The sequence below is a fragment of the Halobacillus salinarum genome (assembly GCF_022919095.1).
GTDB lineage: Bacteria > Bacillota > Bacilli > Bacillales > Halobacillaceae > Halobacillus_B > Halobacillus_B salinarum.
Genome location: NZ_CP095073.1, coordinates 688,136 through 707,298 on the forward strand (window position 1 = coordinate 688,136; position 19,163 = coordinate 707,298).

The following is a 19,163-nucleotide window of genomic DNA, read 5'->3' on the forward strand; positions in this document are numbered from 1 at the left end:
GAGGGGTTATTTATGGAAAAAGCTAGTAAACTATTGCAGCTCGAGCAATCTGGAGTGGTAGCTGTGATTCGAAAGCCGCGCCCGGAAGATATTCTCCCATTGGTAGATGCCCTGGTCGAAGGGGGAGTGAAAACACTGGAACTTACCGTGGATACGGAGCAAGCGTTTACCCAAATGCGTAAGGCGAAAGAACGTTTAGGCAAAGACGTGCTCGTTGGTGCAGGAACGGTATTGGACGCGGAAACCGCTCGTACTGCCATTCAAGCCGGTGCAGAATTTGTTTTCTCTCCTAACTATAATGAAGACCTCATCCAAATGGCGAATAGTTACGGGGTCATCTCTATTCCAGGAGTAATGACGCCTTCTGAGATTGTAGAAGCTTATAAACTGGGAGCTGACGTCGTTAAAATTTTTCCTGCTTCCATAGGAGGACCATCCTATATCAAAGATTTACAGGGACCGCTCGGACACATCCCGATGATTCCGACCGGTGGTGTAACCGCGGAGAATGCGGGTGATTTTATTAAGAACGGAGCCACGGCTGTAGGGGCAGGTGGATCACTCGTGAATAAGCGTTTACTGGAACAACAGGATTTTGCTGGTATTACGACTCTCGCAAAACAGTTTACAGCGAATGTAAAAATGGCAAGAGAGGAGCAGCAGTCATGAAGATTACGAACATTGAAACTTTTGTAGTACCCCGAGGTGGCTGTTTTTAAAAATAACAACAGATGAGGGATTAGAAGGATGGGGTGAACCTGTCGTCGAAGGCAGAGCCGCTACAGTTGAAGCCGCTGTTCATGAGCTGAAAGATTACTTAATCGGCAAAGATCCTCTGCCTATCGAAGACCACTGGAATGTTCTCTACCGCTCAGGATTTTACCGTGGCGGGCCGATCCATATGAGCGCGATTGCTGGAATTGACCAGGCGTTATGGGATATAAAAGGCAAGTATTATCAAGCACCGGTTTCCGATCTAATGGGAGGAAAGTGCCGTGATTCTATTGATGTATATTCCTGGATTGGAGGCGATCGTCCTTCAGATGTAGGCAGTGCAGCCAAGGAAGCGGTTGAACGAGGCTTTCGTGCGGTAAAGATGAATGGTACAGAAGAGCTGCAGTATATCGATTCTTACAAAAAAGTGGATGAAACGTTGGAGAGAGTGGATGCAGTCCGAAACGCAGTAGGAAAAGATGTAGGCATAGGCATCGATTTTCATGGCCGTGTGCATAAACCTATGGCTAAGATTCTGGCGAAAGAATTAGAAGTCTACAGACCGATGTTTATCGAGGAGCCCGTTTTACCTGAGAACAACGAAGCTTTAAAAGAAATTGCTTCTCATACCTCGATTCCAATCGCTACAGGGGAGCGGATGTTTTCACGTTGGGATTTTAAAAAGGTACTTGCTGAAGGGTATGTTGACGTGATTCAGCCTGACCTTTCTCACGCAGGCGGCATCACAGAATGCAAAAAAATCGCCACGATGGCAGAAGCCTACGATGTAGGGCTGGCTCCTCACTGTCCGCTTGGACCTATTGCGTTATCCGCTTGTCTGCAGGTTGATGCGACCTGCCATAATGCCTTTATCCAGGAGCAAAGCTTAGGCATTCATTACAATCAAGGCAGCGATTTACTGGACTACCTTGAAGATCCTTCTATCTTCTCTTACGAGGATGGGCAAGTGGAAATGCTGAAAGGGCCGGGCCTTGGCGTAACGATTAATGAAGAAAAAGTCAGGGAAATGGCGAATGAAGGTCACCGCTGGCGTAATCCAGTATGGCGGCACAAGGATGGAAGCGTTGCAGAGTGGTAGAGTATTATTTATTGATTAAGGGGTGAAGGATATGGAGCAAAAAGTAAATAAAACGATGAACGTTTCGATTCAAGAATCACAAACAATTATGGAATTAAGCCAAATCATCCAGCAGTACGATTCTGAAATCATTTTAAAGAAAAATGTGAATGGCAGCCTTTATGAAGCCAATTTAAAGAGCCTGCTTGGTTTGATTAATCTGCAGCTTCATGATGGTGATGAAGTCATTGTGGAATGTATTGGCGAGGATGCCGAAGATGCTTTGAAGGAAGTAGAAGCCTTCTTAAAGCCATAAGTAGTAGAAGTCATACTTGCAGAGAACTACTTCGTTTCTCTGCAAGTTTATTTTTTGTCCAAACCAGTCTCTCTATATTCCTGTCGGGTAAGCTCATTAGAATAGACGTTGCGTGCGGGCTGATAAAAGAAAAAAACTTTGCTGTGTAAGCAAAGTTTTTATTTGGCTGCTGCAGGGTGGTCTCCTTCTTCTGAAAGCCAGGCATGTGACCATTTCTCTATTTCATCCATGATCGGTTTAAGGGATCGTCCTTTTTCCGTTAAAGAATATTCGATTCGGACTGGAGTTTCCGGATAAACATCACGCTTCACCAGCCCCTCTTTTTCCATGTCTTTTAAGCGGTCTGAAAGTACTTTTCCGCTGATTCCAATAGCTGACTCGATTGTACAAAATCGTTGTTGACCGTCTAACAGATGGTAAATAATTAAGCCAGTCCAACGCTTACTCAAAAGACCAATGGCCTTCTCGAAGCGCGGGCATATGGAAGATTTATTCATGTTTCATCACTCCTACGACTATCATAGCATATTCACAGTTGTAATTAAATGAAATACAATCACTAACTTACTAAAAGTAAGTTGTAATCGATCGTTTAAAGCTTTCTAGTTTATAAAGGAAAGTTCAGGCATCCATTGGGAAAGGTGTTTTTTTGTTTCTTCGTAGTCACCGCTGTACTTTTTTAACGATGCCATCGGCACGACTTCATATTTATAAGCGCCTTCAGAGCTGACAAATGTAATAAGAAATCTGGGGTCCTCAGCTTGGATTGGATCCTTTTTATTAGAAGTAGTGACCAGGTCAAAGGTTAGCATACCTCCGATCCGTTTTTGAAAAGCATCTTGTCCAGAGAAGAAATTACCTAATGAATAAGCAACGAGTGTTTTGTTTCCGTTCTTACCGGTCAGCCATTCCAGTGGCTGCAGCACGTGAGGGTGGTGTCCGATTACCACATCCACCCCCTGGTCAGCTGCAAATTGAGACAGCTTCTTTTGCTCCTGAGTCGGTAAAGGGTGGTATTGCTTTCCAAAGTGAAAGCTTATAACTATAGCATCGGCTCGTTTTTTAGCTCTGTTGATATCGCTTTTTATCACAGAGTAGTTGATTCGATTAACTAGATAAGATTTACCGGCAGGGGTTTTAATTCCATTGGTTCCGTAAGTGTAGCTTAAAAAGGCTACACTCGGCTGGGCAGGAGTCTTATAGACGCGGATCTGCTGCTGGTCCTTACGGCTTTTGTACGCTCCTGTGTACATCATTCCTAAATCTTCCCAGTTTTTAATGGCATGTCGAATGCCTGTTTCTCCTTTGTCGAGACTATGGTTGTTTGCGATAGAAACGATATCGACCCCTGACGCTTTTAAGGCTTCGCCTACCTCTTTAGGAGAGTTAAAGGATGGATATCCGGAAAGCCCGAGCTCTTTGCCGCCGATCATCGTTTCTTCATTGGCAATCGTAATGTCAGATTTAGTTAAATAAGGCTTGACTTGATCGAGCATCGGCAGAAAATCGTAGCCGCTTTTCGTCTTTGCATTTGTATAAACTCGCTTATGGATAAGGATATCTCCAATGGCAGAAATCGTTAGAGGGTCTCGGATATTTGCGGGAGCATCTTTATGAAGGCTGGTGTTGGTGAGATTCGGCATGTTTTTGGAATCAATGGTGTTTAAAGGCTTCTCGGCACAAGCAGTTATGAGCATGCATATGAGTACCAGGTTTGCGATCGCTAGTAAAAGGCGCATCTGCTATCATCTCCATCGATTTTTCAAAATCAGTCAATATAGGACTTTTATCTCCGTTTATAGGATTATTATAACAAAAATATCCAAATAAATTCCATATGATGACAGATTTATAACGGCAATTTTTGGGTATTCAAAAAAGTGAGAGGAATGCACGAAGGAGGAAGATGTCATGAGCTTGAAAAATACAGAAGCTGCTGATGCAGATTTTCATAGTAAAGAGCAGTATGTGGACATAAAAATGGGGCGTCACGATATCTTTTTTAAAAAAGGTTACGATGTCCTCTATACCATCAACGACTTTATCATTGGCATATGGTTTTTAATTGGAAGTATTTTTTTCTATTTTGAAAGCTTGCAGACGTGGGGCGTCACTTTATTTGTTCTAGGAAGTGTCCAGCTGTTAATACGACCAACAATCAGGCTGATTCACCGTTTCCACATGCGTAGTTATTACAAAAATGAGTATGAACAGAAGCGTAATTAACATCGATTCCTCTGCTGATAAAGCAGGGGATTTTATCGTTGAAGGAGAATGTACCAAGTAAGAACAGTTGTCGAAGGGGGAGAAGGCATTGACTTATGAAGAAGTATTGACAAAGCTTGAAGAATTAGGAGATGAACAAACGAAAAAAACGTTTAAACGTCATGGAGCCAAAGAACCTGTGTTGGGTGTGAAAGTAGGGGATTTAAAAAAACACCTTGTCAAAAGAGTGAAGAAAGATCAGGAGCTGGCCCTTTCCTTATTTCGCTCGGGCAACAGTGATGCTATGTACCTGGCAGGGCTGACGGTAAATCCTAAACTCGTTTCCAGAGAGGAACTTGAGCAGTGGGTCAAGCTTGCGAACTGGTACATGATTCATGAATATACGGTAGCTCAAGTGGCAGCGGAATCTCCTTATGCTCTGGAACTTGCTCGTAAGTGGATGAACTCGGGAAATGAGGGAGTGGCAACTGCCGGCTGGAGTACGTATTCCAATTATTTGTCGATCACTCCTGATGAAGACATTCATCCTAATGAAGTCAAACAGCTGCTTGAGAAGGTGGAACAAACGATTCATGATCAGCCCAATCGAGTGAGGTATGTGATGAATGGATTCGTAATTGCCGTGGGAGCTTATTATCCGCCGCTCCATGAGGAAGCAAAGAGAGCAGCAGAATCCATTGGTAAGGTTCATGTCAATATGGGAAAGACAGCTTGTAAAGTTCCGTATGCCCCTGATTATATTGAGAAAATTGAAAATAGAAACGCGATTGGTAAAAAAAGAAAAACATGTATTTGTTAAGAAATCTAGAAAAGCAGTAAAAAGCGTGCAAGGTTCTCCCTGCACGCTTTGTGATTATTCATTTCTAATATAAAATGGAAGCTCAGTATGGCCCATTTCTCTAACATAAACAAATAATTGGCCTTTATGGTGAATTTCGTGATCCAATCCTAAATGAAGCAGACTACCGGCTGGAATATCGCGGCCAAGCATTTTTTTGACATCCACAATTTCTTCCATGTCTTCATCAGACAGAGCGTGAATTAATTCCACTGTTTTATCCGTATAGTTCTTGGCGCGTTCAGGGAGCGGAGTGCTGTCTTCTTCTTCATAAAGTTTACCTGGCTGCTGCTTGTTCGCGATGTTAGCAAACATATACATGCTTTCCAGGATGTGATTGACGAGCTTCTGTGCTTCCATTGATGTAGGAGTAGGTTTATACGTATAATGCTCGTGTTCAATCTTTTCGATTAATTCATTTAACACTTCCCGATGAGATAGAAAATAGTTGATAAACTGTTCACTTCTGCTCATTATATACCCTCCTCAATAGATCTTCCATTCAGCATTAAGGATATTCCTCTCATAAAAAGCTCTCAAACAATAAACCTTCTAATGCAGCTATATTAGTACTATTTATCTATTTTTCAGCCCGATTAGCCATCTTACTTTTTTGGAGTTTTATGAAGGCAGTTCGAATAAATTAGGGAGGTCCTCCGCCAACATCGAACGACCTTTCATCGTGCCGCGAAGTGAATTTTTGCTGGGCATAAAAAGGTTTTAGAAAAACCATGGGGTTTCTTTACAAGCTGAAACCTCTACCGTATGTCCGGGTAGAGGTTTTTCTGCTTTTCATTATACCCGTGCAAGCATGCGTTCCAACGCTTTTTTCGCGTGGAAGGCGATAGCTGGATCGACTTTAATCGTATTATGAGGTTCTCCTTTTTCTACCGTTTCAAGGCACCAGGCAAGGTGCGGAAGGTCGATACGGTTCATCGTGAGGCACGGGCACATATTGGGATTTAATGAAACGATATGCTTGTCAGGATGTTCCTTAATAATTCTTTTTACAAGATTCATTTCCGTCCCAATCGCCCAGGAGGTCCCTGCTGGAGCGTTATTTATCGTTTGAATAATGTGATTGGTAGACCCGGCGTCATCCGCGATCGCTACCACCTCACGACGGCATTCCGGATGAACAATGATGGTCATATCGGCATACTGACGGCGAATCTGTTTAACATTTTGGACCGTAAAGTTCTCATGAACAGAACAATGGCCTTTCCATAAAATAACCTTAATATCCTCCATGGCTCCTTCATAAAGAAGAGTTTCAGCAATTGGGTCCCAGACAGCCATTTGTTTGAGAGGAACACCGAGGTTGTAAGCTGTATTTCTCCCTAAATGCTGGTCAGGCAGAAATAGTATTCTTTCCTTTTGAGAAAAGGCCCATGACACCATTTCTTCAGCATTGGAAGAAGTGACAGTCGCCCCTTCATGCAGCCCTACAAATGATTTAATAGCTGCTGTAGAGTTGACATAGGTTAGAGGGAGAATTGTATCATCAAAAAGTTCGAGAAGCTTTTCCCAGGCTTTTTCCGTTTGTGTTAAATCCGCCATATCTGCCATGGAACATCCAGCTCTCATATCAGGAAGAAATACTTCCTGATCGGGCCGTGTTAAAATATCTGCGGTTTCCGCCATAAAGTGGACGCCGCAAAAAACAATCGCTTCTGCTTCACTTTGCCTGGCAGAGATCTGGGCAAGCTTCAAAGAGTCTCCTCTGGCATCGGCAAAGCGGATGACTTCATCTTTTTGGTAGTGGTGTCCGGGCAGGAAGAGCTTTCTTCCCATTTTCGCTTTTACATCTTCTACTCTTTCGATGAGTTCTGCTTCAGTTAATTGATTGTAATTATCAGGCATTTCAGGCTTTTGAGCTTTAAGTGTATCAAATAGATTCATAGGAAAATCCTCCTTTGACGTGCGTATGGACTTGCACGCTTATATCCAACGACGGTACAGAATGAGTGAGAAAACCGAGAGAAATGTAATCGACCCCTGAATTGGTGTAAGCAGGCAGTTGCTCGATAGTGATCCCGCCTGATGCTTCTGTTACAATGGCAGGAGGAACAAGCTGTACAAACTGCCTCGTTTCTTCCACTGTGCAATTATCAAACATGATACAATCTACTTTGTTCTCGACCGCTTCTAATACCTGGTCTTTCGTTTCAGTTTCTACTTCAATTTTGACCATATGACCGATCTGATTTTTTATCCGGCTGACAGCTTTAGTAAGTGATCCGGCTAAAGCAATATGATTGTCTTTAATCATGACTGCATCGTAGAGGCCGTGCCGGTGATTATAACCACCTCCAGTGCGGACTGCATATTTTTCGAGCATCCGTAATCCCGGGGTAGTTTTTCGTGTATCGCATATTCTTGTATGAGAACTGTTTAAAGCCTTCACTGCTTCATTCGTAAGTGTTGAAATTCCGCTCATACGCTGGAGGAGATTCAAAATCACGCGTTCCCCCTTTAAGAGACTGGATAGAGTGCCTGCAGCAGAGGCAAAGGTTTCTCCTTTGCGGATATGTTCCCCGTCTTTTTTCGTAAGGGTTACTTCTATTGCAGGATCTAAAAGTTGAAATCCAGTAGTGATTATACTTCCACCGCATAAAATCCCATCCTGCTTAGCAACAAAAGCAATTTCTCCGCTATCATTTTTTGAGAATAATAGATCACTCGTAACATCGTGCTCCCCAATGTCTTCAATGAAAAAATGTTCCAGCATTTGTTTAAGCTTTAAGCTGTTCATACATACCCTTCCTTTTCTCTGTTCGATGTCTCACAATATGTGTTAATTTCCATTCGTCCCGTTCCTCAGGGAAATCGCTTCGATAATGGCCTCCTCTGCTTTCTGTTCGTTTCAGAGCTGAAGTAGTGATCAGCCAGGAGGTTAGTCCCATAAATCCTGCCGTAATTTGTTTCTCTGTAAATCTATCTAAAGAACCTGACATCCAATCATTGATCTGAAAGCTCTCCAGCCAATGGAGTTGACGCATCAGTGTTTCTGCCGTTCTTTCAATTCCAACAGCATCCATCATTCTATTCCGGAGCTCATCGATGGGAGGGAAGCGGCGGGGATGACGGAACTGACGAAGGGAGCTTTCTTCACTACGCAAGAGAAAAGAACGTTGGTTTAAATACCCAGCTAGACTTTTGCCATAGACAAGCCCTTCCAGTAAGGAATTGCTTGCTAATCGGTTGGCGCCGTGAATGCCTGTGTAAGCGGCCTCCCCAATTGCATACAGTCCCTGTATAGTTGTGCGGCCAAATTCATCAGTCCGAATTCCACCCATGGAAAAATGACAGCCTGGAGCAACGGGAATTCTGCCCTTTGAGAGTGAGATATTATTTGCTCTACAAAGACGAGTGATGGCTGGAAAGCGCTTTTCAAAATGAGGAATGGAAGAAATGTCTAAGTAAATCATTCTGCCCTGTTTCATCTCCTCGTATATGCTTTTCGAAACAACGTGACGAGGAGCGAGATCTTTGAGTGGATGTTTCCCCTCCATAATTCTTCTGCCTGTTTCATCCACGAGTAAGGCGCCTTCTCCTCTTACAGCTTCAGAAACAAGTCCTTTTCCTTCTCCGTTGCAAATTAAGAGAGTGGGATGAAATTGGACAAATTCCATATCGCAGAGTTCAGCGCCTGCTCTAAATGCCAGTGCATATCCGTCGCCTGTCACTGAAGGAGCATTCGAAGTTAATGAATAAATTTGTCCAGCCCCGCCAGTCGCTAGCACAACGTGAGGGGAGTGAAAGGTTTGATTATTACCATCTGCGTCCTTAGCTTTGATGCCCGTGCACTCTCCGTTCCTGTTGACTAATAGATCGTAAGCAAAGTGGTTTGTGCAAAGGTGAACATTCCTGCCAATACGTGAGATTAAACAATTTATCATCCGTTGCCCTGTCTGGTCACCGCCTCCGTGTACGATACGGTGATGACGGTGGGAACCCTCCCTGCCAAGGCAAAGCGTGCCATCTTTATGAACATCAAATTGGCATCCATGATCCAGTAATTCTTTAATGACCATGGGGCTTCTTCTACTAGCTTTTTAACTTTAGATGGATCATTGTGAAAACGGCCCGCTTCGATCGTGTCAAGAAAATGAAGGGAGGGATCATCCATTTTGCCTAGAGCAGCTGCAATACCGCCTTGAGCAATGGAAGAGTTACTACTTTTCAGGGCAGACTTTGTGAGAACAATCACATTAAGATCATTACGTAGATGAACCGCCAGCTGTAAAGCCGCAACCCCGCTGCCGATGATGATAACGTCGGCTTTATTCATTATTATGCCTCCTGTAAATTGCACATGTATTGACACCTATATTTACACACATTTACACTAATGACAAGTGTTTTATCGAAATTACGTGAGGGAGAGGAAAAGATGAAGTATTTTGACTATGCAGCGACGTGTCCCATTGATCCCGCTGCTTTGGATGCTTATCAGCAGGCTGCCTTACATTACTTTGGAAACACCAGCAGTTTGCATAATATTGGTACAGAGGCAGATAAACTGCTGGAGCACTGCCGAAATCTTATCGCTGAAACGCTTGGAGTGGAAAGCTCTGGTATTTATTTCACCAGTGGAGGTACCGAAAGTAATTTCCTGTCTTTGTACGGACTGGCAAAGGCAAGAGGAAGAAAAAGAATCGTTACTTCAGAAGCGGAGCATTCTTCTATTCAGCATGCCTTGGAAAAGCTTGCAGAAGACGGGTTTGAAATTGTTAAGGTTCCTTTCACCTCAAAAGGGGTCATCGATTTAGCGAAGCTTAAAAGAGTGGTGAATGACAGCACTGGAATCGTATCGATTCAATCGGTTAATGGGGAGATCGGCACGATTCAGCCTGTAGAAGAAATACGTGAAATTTGTAATCAGGAGAATGTCTATTTTCATAGTGATTGCGTCCAGGCTATGGGAAAGGGGTTTGATTTCACTCCTTTAGACAGTTTTTCAATAGCCAGTCATAAAATATATGGTCCGAAAGGAGTCGGGGCCTTTTATATTAAGCCTTCGCTTACTTCCCGTGCGTTTGTTCCTAATGCTGTTCATGAAAAAGGAATGCGTCCTGGAACGGTAAATCTGCCTGCAATCGCTGGTTTTGCTGTTGCAGTGGAAAAGTTTGAGAAGGATTTAAATCACCAACAGCATATGAAGTTTTTGAAGGAAGTGTTTATCGAGCAAATCCAGGAAGCAGGGGCCGCTATCCAATTGGTCGGCGAACCGCTTCTGCACCATGCCTCTTCAATCGTGGGATTATGTATAAAGGAAACAGATGGACAATGGACGATGATGGAAGCTAATCGGAAAGGATTTGCTATCTCTACTGGAAGTGCCTGCAAGGCTGTTTCTCAGTCTCCAGCGCACACGCTGTTATCGATGGGGTATCCGGAAGAAAAAGCAAAAACGTTTATCCGCATTTCGTTTGGCAAGGAGCAAACAAAAGAGGATGTGATCGATTTAGCGGCTTGTCTCACAACGATGATTATGGAAAGACAAAGGATGACTTTTCAATCTAATTAATCGTATGAATCATAAAAAAAAGACCCGGACGGGCCTTTTTTTATCGTTTACTTTTTTTACTGTTTTTTGTGGTGCGTTTTTCTATAATTCTTTTTATAAAAACAGTTTCCATTGTATCACTCTTTTCTAGGTTCTATTGGATATTTAATACATTTTCCCAAAATAATATTGAACGAAACATATTTATAGAGATTTTTACTGAAATTTTATCTGTTGGGGAATTAACAGCTCAAACAATCACGGAAACAAGCCTCTTTGCTGAAACATTGTATCTCTTTTATAGAATGTATTAAAATAGAGGGAGCAAAAGAGAGGACGTGGGTACATGACACAGCAAAATATACAGCTGATCGCTTTAGATATGGATGGAACATTAGTGAATTCGAATGGCAAAGTATCAAAAGAAAACAGGGCGGCCATTCAGAAGGCGAAGGATAAAGGCTTTCATGTTGTATTAAGCACGGGACGGTCGTTAGTGGGCTGTAAAGCCATTGCGGAATCGCTTGGAGAATCATCGTATATCGTAACGATTAATGGTGGAGAAATATATAATCATAATTTTGAACTGGTAGAGAGAAATCTTCTTGACCATAAGCATGTGAAGCGCTTATGGGAACTGAAGGAAAAGCATGACCTCCATTTCTGGACCTCCACCGTACAAGGGTTGTTTAATAGCAAGTCTCCGTTCGAAAAAGAAATTGAGGATTATGAATGGCTGAAATTTGGTTTTGATATTGAAGATGATGAAGTCCGCGAAATGGTCCTTGAAGAATTAAACCAGAATGATGATCTTGAGTTAACGAATTCAAGTCCAACGAATATTGAAATTAATGCACAAGGAATTAATAAAGCAGCAGCTCTTTTAAAAGTGAGCCGGTGGCTGGACCTTTCCATGGATCATGTCATGGCTGTTGGAGACAGCATGAATGATATTGCCATGATCCGTGAAGCATCTATTGGGATAGCTATGGGAAATGCGCAGGAGAAAGTGAAAGAAGCAGCAGATTGGGTAACTTCAACAAACGATGAACATGGGGTAGCCGAGGCCATCGAGAGCTTGTTTACGAAGTAAAAGAACCAGACTCCTCCCGGGGTCTGGTTTTTTGATTCAGGATACCGGTGGATAAATGGCATCATTGTCAGGCTGATAGGCGTTGCCGGCGGTATCTTGCCATCCAGAAGAGTACCCATAGCCAAAACTTAAGGCAATGGCGAACACTCCAGCTGCGATGAAGGCAGTTACTTTTTTCATCGTCATTCCCCCTTTAGCTGATGATCTGCTTGTAGTAGTCAGAAGCTGATTTATATTTATGTTCCTCATAATAGAGGTCTGCAAGTTTCTTAATATAAAAGTGAAGGTCGTCCTTATCTCCATATTTTGAGAAATAGGGAAGGATATGATCTTTTAACAATACCTCTATTTCATGATGATCAGCTTCTCTTAATTGGCAGGAAAGATATTCAAACTTAAGAAGATATTCTTTATTTTCGTTCTTCTCAGCCAATTCCTTTCCTTTCTTAATAGATATGCGGGCACTTTCTGAATTATTCATAGCCATATGGGACTTGCTCATTAAAAATAGAGAGCCCAGCTGTGTACTTGCAGAATCAGAAAGGATATCTATCGCTTTTTGTAAGTAAAGAAGAGCTTGATCATAGTGCTGCTGATTATATAATAGATAGCCGAAATTATGATAGAGCATTCCCTTGAAAGAGATGTCAATATCTTCAAAAGGACGGTCCATCATTTTTTGGAAATAATCCTTTGATAATTCATACTCTCCCAACAGGTTGTAATTAATCCCGAGAATCATATAGCAGTCCATGATCCGTCGGTATTCCAATTGATCCTGAAACAGTATGACTGCCTGCTCAGCGTAGGAATTCGAATGAATGAGCTTGTTATGCCGGCTGTAAGCAATGGCCAGCTTATAGCGAAGGTCCCCTTGCTTCTTTGGACCTTCAAAGGATAGAGCTGCGTGGAAGGCATGAATGGCTTCTTCAGCTTGGAAAAAGGATAGAGCAGCAGTCCCTTTAATTAACTCAAAATAATACCGTTGTTCTTCATTCATCAGCGTTTTCATAGGGTCCAGCTCGTGAAGCTGCCTTTGATAAAGCTCTATCTCTCGTTTGAAGAAAAAATAGTAAAGGGAAAATAATTCAAAATAGATTTCCATATGATAACTGAGTTCAGCTTCTGAGAATTCAGTTTTCAGCTGGTGATACATTCTATCAGCTTCTAATTCGTTCCTTTGCTGAGTAAAAGAGTAGAACGAAAAGAGTTCTTTTCTTAATAAGAGGGAGTCGGCTTGAAAGATTCTATGGATTTCAAGACCGAGACGGGTGCAGAGCTTTGCGAGCACATCTTCCCGTGGCATTCTTTTTCCGTTTTCGATTTGGCTTAAATAAGTGATCGAACATATCTGGTCAGCCAATTGTTCGAGAGTGAGGTCGGATTTTCGGCGGAAGTAGTGAATTAAATGTCCAAGTTCCATAGCCATCAAACTCCTTTAATGAAAATGGGGAATGTATGTTCTATTCGATGGAGACCTGGCTGAATCCTACCAATCTGTAATAAATTCCTTCCTTAGACCCAAAAAAGACCCAAAAACGCTCCATTGTCCTAAAGAACAATAGAGCGAAGAATCAAGTCACTTTACCAGGGCAAACCGGCCATCCAATTGCTCATCATTACATGGACTACGTTCTTTGTTTTGAGCTTCTGCGAACGCTTTTAATTTAAGCCGCAAGGAATGGTTCGACATTTGTAAATCCTGGCTCCAAATTCCCGCAGCTAATCCGGCGATATGAGGGGGAGCCGTGCTGTTCCCGCTTAATGTACGATAACCTCCATCCTTCCAAGTGGATTCAATCCCTATACCCGGAGCTTTTACGTGGATCTCGCCATCAATAATTTCGTAACCAGCGCCAGTTTGTTTTATAAGTGGGTGTTTATTATTGGATCTAAGAGAAGTGACTGTATTTGGACCAGATAAATAACTGATCTCTCCTGGCGAAATTTTCGCACGGTTACTTCCTTCGTTAGCCCCTCTAATGATAAGGGCACCTTTATGATTCGCATAAGTGATCGCTTGTGAGATTAGAGCGTCTCTTTCTTCAAAGCACATGGATATGACTACTTTTGTCCCCGCTTTCTCAGCTTGATCGGCGGCATGGCGGATGGCATAAGCAACGTCATCAGAATAGCCGCTTCCGTTTTTGCCAAGGACTTTGTATGCCCATAATTTAGCTCCAGGAGCAATCCCAAAGATTCCTAATCCGTCGGATCCTCCATTTGCTAATACAGTTCCTGCTGCATGGGTTCCATGCCCGTGCTCATCATGGCATTGGTTTCTAAGAGAGTGCTCTGCACTGCTGAAGTCTTTGCATTGCTCGACATTTTCTGCTAAATCGACGTGATTGATATACACGCCGGTGTCGAGAATAGCGACTCTAACTCCGCTGCCCCGTCCAGAAGTTCCGTTCATCCCTGCTTCCTGGTACAACGTTTTCACACCTCTTGGAATCCGATCCTTTGGCATTGAGTGGTGAGAAGTGTCTGAAGAAAGGCCAGGCTCAAGCTTAACTTTGGGTATTAATTCAACATTTATGTTTTGTTTCTTTTTCAATAGTTGATATTGTTTTTCACTTACCGTCGTTGAGAAACTTTTATCAAAATTCCAACGTACTCCATACTGTTTTTTTACTTGAGGACTAGGCTGATTTTCTCGAATAAGGACACGGATGGTTTTCTTATTTGCTCTGCTATGTTTTTCATCGGAGAAAAGAACAGAGGAAATTTTCGTTGCAACTACTAGGAACAAATGGCTTAGTAATGAAACGCTCTTCATTTTTCTCCACCTCACATATTTATTATTCCTAAGCTGAACATCCGATGCTTGTCCTTTAGGTACACCCCCTTGAAAAATATCTGAATATTCAATCTTTGTAATCATTATTGTATCATCGCTTGATCTCAAGGGGTATTGAGAAAAAAACGATAAAAGATTCTATTAAAATACATGTTTACCCTTTTTTTTCTCCACCTCTCTAAAGCAGGCTGAATGAAAAGCTGTTTAGTCCTCGTTTTGCCTGGGAGAATTATGACTGGTGCCAATATTTAATTGTCCGCTTAAATCCCTTACTCCGATTTGCTCAATATTGTTGACATTCTCAAATTTTTCTAAGAAAAGCTGATCTACATAAATGGATGGGCTCTGGTTCCTTTGACAATCTGTAGAATTTAATTTTTCTTTAATCTCTTTAACTTCGGTTTCGATTACGTGCAGCTTTCGATTGAGTTGAGAACTCAACTTTTTATATAACACAGATGTCTGTTTTTGTATGGTTTGATCAATGTACTGTTTTATTTCAATTTCTGAAAGGAAGTCATGAGGTGCTGCCGCTTTTTCCAACTGTCGTTTCATGTGAACTTCTTGGGACCGTAGCTGCTTTAATTTATTTTCCACTTCGCTAACGCGTTCACTTAAAGATGAAGGCTTTTTTTGAAAAAGAGACATAGGTCTCACCTCATAGTTTATTCAATCATAATTCTGCGTTCTGGTTTTTGGATTCGCATGTAACGGATGAGTAAAAGGCCATTTACATATTTGGTTTGCAAAGGTACATCTTCCGCCGGTTCGGGAAGGATGATGGTCCGTTCGAATTCCCCGTATTTCCGTTCTTGTTGAATGGTTTTGTGTCCTTCAAGAAGAGGATGGACAATCCCTTTTATTCTTAGCTTATTTTCAGTAATTGTAAGCTCAATGTCTTCTTTATGCACCCCTGAAAGTTCAATAAATACATATACCTCTTCTTCTGTTGTGTGTATATCAGCCGGAGGATAGGCAGGGCTTGTGGACTGCTTATCGATTTCAACCATATTTCCGTCTTTCTCAAAAACGTGGGTCCAGAAATCTCCTGTTTGATATTGTTTGGCAATATCCATCCACTGGTGAAGCTTATCGGACTCCATTCAAAACCCTCCCTGCTAATCCCTTTTGACATTGATTTCAGAATACTGAGTATCGACTTTCTTCGGAAGCCTGATTTGTAGTTCTTCATCGCTGTACCTGGCGACCGCGCCTTTTTTCTTTACTAGGGCGGGAAGTGTAATTGTATGAAGGTCTCCAGGCTTTGGAAATCCTTCAATCATCAATTGGTAGGACTTGTGGTAAATTTTCAATTCTTCAAGCGAATCACTGGGGTGGACAGGGATCTTTATATACACATGGTCATGAGTATCAAAGACGCTTTCATTGAGGTTCTTTTCTCTTGGTGTTGCCGGAGCAGCAAGTCCGCCCATATGAGCGAATCCTGCAGGCATGGAATTTTCCAATACTCCGTTAACGAACTTATGAATATCGTTAGACTGGGCAGCTTTCATCCATTTTTGGGCATCTTCGCCAAAAGGAAACATCGATTGAAATGGATTCATAAGATCTCCTTCTTTCTATCCGCTAAAATTGACTTGTGAATGGAGGGGATGGGTTGGCATTTTGATCTTGATCTGTTAAGGATGTATCGAAGTAACTATTCGCCATACAAGAGGCTGAGGAAGAAAGGTCTCCATTTGAAAAGTTGATGCCTATATTTTTCGAGTTTGCGGTGTGACTGTTCTGAACGATGCCTCCAAAATCTAGGTTTGCGTTTTGAGTAACTCCGTTCGTCTTCACGTTAAATACGTTGATTAGAAACGGCATAAGCTCCCTCCTTTCTTATTGCTGCGTAGCATTAACATCGGCGGAGTTTCCGCTTTGTCCTTGATCCTCAACATCAGGATCAATATATACATTCTCCATGCCTGCGCTGGCAGGAGCTGCGTCCCCGTAGGAAGTATTCTGACCGGTGGCTTTTGAGTTGGCAGTAGGGGAATTATGGAGGGCATCGCCTATGTTGACCGAGCCGTTATGAGAGATGCTGTTAACTTTAATGTTATAAATGTTATTTATGGACGGCATCTGTCAAACTCCTCCTTTTTCTCCCTAATCTCTTGTAATGTATGCGAATTTCTTGGGGAACGTTATAAGAACTTGTTGAAAGCGTTTACGAATTTCGAGCAGGAGATTGCATTAGAAAGGAAGAATAAGCAAGTAAGGAAAAGTTTACGCCCAAAACGATGGCTTATGAGGAGGCACATATGAAAGCTTCTTACATACAGGAAGAACATGAAATCCTAAGAAAATCTCTTCGCAGGTTTCTTGAAAAGGAAGCCTATCCTTCCTTTCAGGAATGGGAAGACAACGGCCTGATTCCGAGAAGCTTTTGGAAAAAGCTTGGCGGCCAAGGATATTTGTGTCCGTGGCTTCCTGAAAAATACGGTGGTTTTGAAGCGGATTTTGGTTATTCCGTCATCATTAATGAAGAACTTGAAAGGGTCGGCACAGGTTTGATTGGCGTTGGCCTCCATAGCGATATTGTAGTCCCCTATTTAATGGCATATGGAAAGGAAGAACAAAAAGAGAGATGGCTTCCTAAATGTACAACCGGAGAGATTATTACCGCTATTGCGATGACTGAACCTGGAGCAGGATCTGACCTTGCAGCTATACGGACGTCGGCAGTAAAGCATGCGGATCATTATGTAGTAAATGGGGAAAAGACATTTATTACAAATGGAAAGCATGCAGATTTGATCCTGCTCGTGTGTAAGACAAATGTTAAAACCAGCCCCGCTCACAAAGGGATCAGTCTTTTGCTCGTGGAGAAAGATACAGAGGGATTTACGAAAGGAAATAAACTATCTAAAGTCGGCCTGCATAGTCAGGATACAGCTGAATTAATCTTTGAAGATGCTAAAGTGCCAGTCACAAATCTCCTTGGCAGTGAAGGAGAAGGTTTTTATTATCTAATGAAACATCTGCAGCAGGAACGCTTGATTGTAGCTATTGGTGGAATTGCAGCCTGTGAGAGAATGCTTGAAATCACGATTGATTATGTGAAAAAGAGAGAAGCATTTGGACGACCTGTTGCGGCTTTTCAAAACACCCAGTTTACGCTGGCTGAATTGCAAACGGAAGTGGAAATCGGCCGTGCTTTCTTAGACCGCACAATAGAGGCGCATATGAATAAAGAAGAGGTCGTAAAAGAAGTGTCGATGGCAAAGTGGTGGATTACAGACTTAGTAAAGAAGACGGCCGCTACCTGTATGCAATTACACGGAGGCTATGGATATATGGAAGAATATGAGATTGCAAGAAGGTACAGGGATGCACCTGTCGCTGCGATCTATGCAGGTTCCAATGAAATTATGAAAACGATCATCGCGAAGAAAATGGGACTTTCTTAAGGAGTTGAGTTGATGAGAGAGGCAGTAATCGTGGAGGCTGTGCGTACTCCAGTTGGGAAGAGGAATGGAACTCTTGCCCACACAAGACCAGATGACTTATTAGCGCTGGTTTTAAAAGAATTGATAAACAGGTCCGGAATCAACGTGGAGGAAGTCGATGACGTTATTGCCGGCTGTGTATCTCAAGTAGGGGAACAATCGGGGGACATTGCCAGGATAGCTGCTTTAAGTGCCGGTTTTCCCGTGGAAGTTCCAGGGGTCACTATTGACCGTCAATGTGGGTCAAGCCAGCAAGCCATTCATTTTGCCTCCCAGGCCATTGTGAGCGGAGATATGGATGTAGTGATTGGATGCGGGGTGGAAAGCATGTCGCGGGTGCCTATGTTTTCAAACCGGCAAGGAAGCGAGTACAGCCGTCAGCTGACAGAGCAGTATGAAATGATCAATCAGGGGTTGTCAGCTGAAAGAATTGCAGAAAAATGGAACCTGAGTAAACAATCATTGGATCAATTTGCGGTCGAAAGTCATAGAAAGGCGCTGCAAGCAATTAAGGAAGGCAGATTTGAAAAAGAAACGATGGAGGTCCACGTAGTAAACGAAGAAGGAAAAACGAAGGCTGTGACTATCGATGAAGGTCCGCGGCCGGGAACTTCAATCGAAGCTCTATCTTCCTTAAAGCCACCCTTTAAAGAAAGTGGACGGATTACGGCTGGTAATGCAAGCCAAATTAGTGATGGAGCGGCTGCGGTGCTAATAATGTCAAAAGAGAAAGCGGAGTCGTTAAATATAAGGCCGCGTTTTAGAATTCGGTCGAGGGCAGTGGTTGGATCAGACCCTACTTTAATGCTTACGGGGCCGGTGGCAGCTACATATAAAGCTTTACAAAAAGCCGGACTGAGTATTGGCGATATCGACCTTTTTGAAGTCAATGAAGCTTTTGCCTCTGTTCCGTTATATTGGCTTAAGGAAACGGGTGCCTCAGCGGCTAGGCTGAATGTGAATGGCGGAGCTATTGCACTTGGTCACCCACTTGGGGCAACTGGAGCGAAACTGATGACGACTTTAATACACGAACTTGAACGCACAGGAGGACAATATGGCCTTCTGGCGGTTTGTGAAGGATTAGGTATGGCTAATGCTACAATCATTGAAAGATTGGAGGATTAACTT

At 42.6% G+C, this 19,163-nt stretch carries 22 protein-coding genes and 2 pseudogenes; 9 read left to right on the forward strand and 15 right to left on the reverse strand.

Annotated features, from left to right (window positions below):
* The first annotated feature begins 12 nt into the window (after positions 1-12).
* The 3 genes and pseudogenes from MUN89_RS03700 (at position 13) to MUN89_RS03710 (ending at position 2,108) form a co-directional block, all read left to right on the forward strand.
* Complete coding sequence (locus MUN89_RS03700; protein WP_244711515.1) at positions 13-669, forward strand: bifunctional 4-hydroxy-2-oxoglutarate aldolase/2-dehydro-3-deoxy-phosphogluconate aldolase; 657 nt, start codon at positions 13-15, stop codon at positions 667-669.
* Positions 666-1,813 (forward strand): annotated as a pseudogene (gene dgoD, locus MUN89_RS03705) (galactonate dehydratase). Before MUN89_RS03700 ends, dgoD begins: the two are co-directional and overlap by 4 nt.
* Positions 1,814-1,844: 31 nt before the next feature.
* Positions 1,845-2,108 carry an HPr family phosphocarrier protein gene (locus MUN89_RS03710; protein ID WP_244711516.1) on the forward strand — a complete coding sequence of 88 codons (264 nt, stop codon included), beginning with the start codon at positions 1,845-1,847 and terminating at the stop codon, positions 2,106-2,108.
* A 158-nt stretch (positions 2,109-2,266) separates the two neighbouring features.
* Here the strand turns inward: MUN89_RS03710 and MUN89_RS03715 are convergent, their stop codons facing one another.
* Complete coding sequence (locus MUN89_RS03715) at positions 2,267-2,605, reverse strand: winged helix-turn-helix transcriptional regulator (RefSeq protein WP_244711517.1); 339 nt, start codon at positions 2,603-2,605, stop codon at positions 2,267-2,269.
* A gap of 105 nt (positions 2,606-2,710) precedes the next feature.
* Positions 2,711-3,847: a CapA family protein gene (locus MUN89_RS03720; protein WP_244711518.1), complete on the reverse strand. Its 1,137-nt coding sequence runs from the start codon at positions 3,845-3,847 to the stop codon at positions 2,711-2,713.
* A 172-nt stretch (positions 3,848-4,019) separates the two neighbouring features.
* Between MUN89_RS03720 and MUN89_RS03725 the strand changes: the two genes are divergently transcribed.
* Together MUN89_RS03725 and MUN89_RS03730 are read left to right on the forward strand one after the other, a co-directional pair.
* Entirely contained in the window at positions 4,020-4,334 is a 315-nt protein-coding gene (locus MUN89_RS03725) for a YrhK family protein (RefSeq protein ID WP_244711519.1), read from the forward strand.
* An 88-nt stretch (positions 4,335-4,422) separates the two neighbouring features.
* Positions 4,423-5,133, forward strand: coding sequence for a DNA alkylation repair protein (locus MUN89_RS03730; RefSeq protein WP_244711520.1), 711 nt, complete (start codon positions 4,423-4,425; stop codon positions 5,131-5,133).
* A gap of 54 nt (positions 5,134-5,187) precedes the next feature.
* Here the strand turns inward: MUN89_RS03730 and MUN89_RS03735 are convergent, their stop codons facing one another.
* The 5 genes and pseudogenes from MUN89_RS03735 to MUN89_RS21935 all read right to left on the reverse strand — a co-directional run.
* Positions 5,188-5,646 carry a DinB family protein gene (locus MUN89_RS03735; RefSeq protein WP_244711521.1) on the reverse strand — a complete coding sequence of 153 codons (459 nt, stop codon included), beginning with the start codon at positions 5,644-5,646 and terminating at the stop codon, positions 5,188-5,190.
* A 321-nt stretch (positions 5,647-5,967) separates the two neighbouring features.
* Entirely contained in the window at positions 5,968-7,074 is a 1,107-nt protein-coding gene (gene nadA / locus MUN89_RS03740; protein ID WP_244711522.1) for a quinolinate synthase NadA, read from the reverse strand.
* The gene (nadC, locus tag MUN89_RS03745) at positions 7,061-7,927 is read right to left on the reverse strand and encodes a carboxylating nicotinate-nucleotide diphosphorylase (protein WP_244711523.1); all 867 of its coding nucleotides are present in this window, start codon (positions 7,925-7,927) and stop codon (positions 7,061-7,063) included. Before nadC ends, nadA begins: the two co-directional genes overlap by 14 nt.
* Positions 7,908-8,216, reverse strand: a complete 309-nt coding sequence (locus MUN89_RS21930; protein ID WP_318036134.1) for a hypothetical protein — start codon at positions 8,214-8,216, stop codon at positions 7,908-7,910. Before MUN89_RS21930 ends, nadC begins: the two co-directional genes overlap by 20 nt.
* A 198-nt stretch (positions 8,217-8,414) precedes the next feature.
* A pseudogene (locus MUN89_RS21935) lies at positions 8,415-9,466 on the reverse strand (FAD-dependent oxidoreductase); the annotation flags it as partial.
* Positions 9,467-9,568: 102 nt separating this feature from the next.
* Here MUN89_RS21935 and MUN89_RS03755 point away from each other — a divergent pair.
* A complete protein-coding gene (locus tag MUN89_RS03755; RefSeq protein WP_244711525.1) occupies positions 9,569-10,705 on the forward strand; it encodes a cysteine desulfurase family protein in 1,137 nt (378 codons plus the stop codon).
* Positions 10,706-11,030: 325 nt separating this feature from the next.
* Positions 11,031-11,777 carry a Cof-type HAD-IIB family hydrolase gene (locus tag MUN89_RS03760; RefSeq protein ID WP_244711527.1) on the forward strand — a complete coding sequence of 249 codons (747 nt, stop codon included), beginning with the start codon at positions 11,031-11,033 and terminating at the stop codon, positions 11,775-11,777.
* Between the two features lie 36 nt (positions 11,778-11,813).
* Here the strand turns inward: MUN89_RS03760 and MUN89_RS03765 are convergent, their stop codons facing one another.
* The 8 genes from MUN89_RS03765 to MUN89_RS03800 all read right to left on the reverse strand — a co-directional run bounded on the left by MUN89_RS03765 (position 11,814) and on the right by MUN89_RS03800 (position 16,665).
* Entirely contained in the window at positions 11,814-11,957 is a 144-nt protein-coding gene (locus MUN89_RS03765; protein ID WP_244711529.1) for a hypothetical protein, read from the reverse strand.
* 13 nt (positions 11,958-11,970) lie between these two features.
* Complete coding sequence (locus tag MUN89_RS03770) at positions 11,971-13,200, reverse strand: helix-turn-helix domain-containing protein (protein WP_244711531.1); 1,230 nt, start codon at positions 13,198-13,200, stop codon at positions 11,971-11,973.
* 156 nt (positions 13,201-13,356) lie between these two features.
* The gene (locus MUN89_RS03775) at positions 13,357-14,556 is read right to left on the reverse strand and encodes a S8 family peptidase (protein ID WP_244711532.1); all 1,200 of its coding nucleotides are present in this window, start codon (positions 14,554-14,556) and stop codon (positions 13,357-13,359) included.
* 225 nt (positions 14,557-14,781) lie between these two features.
* Positions 14,782-15,225, reverse strand: coding sequence for a hypothetical protein (locus MUN89_RS03780; protein ID WP_244711534.1), 444 nt, complete (start codon positions 15,223-15,225; stop codon positions 14,782-14,784).
* 17 nt (positions 15,226-15,242) lie between these two features.
* Entirely contained in the window at positions 15,243-15,680 is a 438-nt protein-coding gene (locus MUN89_RS03785; RefSeq protein WP_244711536.1) for an Hsp20/alpha crystallin family protein, read from the reverse strand.
* Positions 15,681-15,695: 15 nt separating this feature from the next.
* The gene (locus tag MUN89_RS03790) at positions 15,696-16,142 is read right to left on the reverse strand and encodes an Hsp20/alpha crystallin family protein (RefSeq protein ID WP_244711537.1); all 447 of its coding nucleotides are present in this window, start codon (positions 16,140-16,142) and stop codon (positions 15,696-15,698) included.
* 22 nt (positions 16,143-16,164) lie between these two features.
* Entirely contained in the window at positions 16,165-16,407 is a 243-nt protein-coding gene (locus MUN89_RS03795; RefSeq protein WP_244711538.1) for a spore germination protein, read from the reverse strand.
* A 15-nt stretch (positions 16,408-16,422) separates the two neighbouring features.
* A complete protein-coding gene (locus MUN89_RS03800) occupies positions 16,423-16,665 on the reverse strand; it encodes a spore germination protein (protein WP_244711540.1) in 243 nt (80 codons plus the stop codon).
* A 179-nt stretch (positions 16,666-16,844) separates the two neighbouring features.
* On the opposite strand from MUN89_RS03800, the gene MUN89_RS03805 reads away from it, so the two are divergent.
* Together MUN89_RS03805 and MUN89_RS03810 are read left to right on the forward strand one after the other, a co-directional pair.
* The gene (locus MUN89_RS03805; RefSeq protein WP_244711541.1) at positions 16,845-17,993 is read left to right on the forward strand and encodes an acyl-CoA dehydrogenase family protein; all 1,149 of its coding nucleotides are present in this window, start codon (positions 16,845-16,847) and stop codon (positions 17,991-17,993) included.
* A gap of 12 nt (positions 17,994-18,005) precedes the next feature.
* The gene (locus MUN89_RS03810; protein WP_244711542.1) at positions 18,006-19,160 is read left to right on the forward strand and encodes a thiolase family protein; all 1,155 of its coding nucleotides are present in this window, start codon (positions 18,006-18,008) and stop codon (positions 19,158-19,160) included.
* The last annotated feature ends 3 nt before the right edge of the window (positions 19,161-19,163 follow it).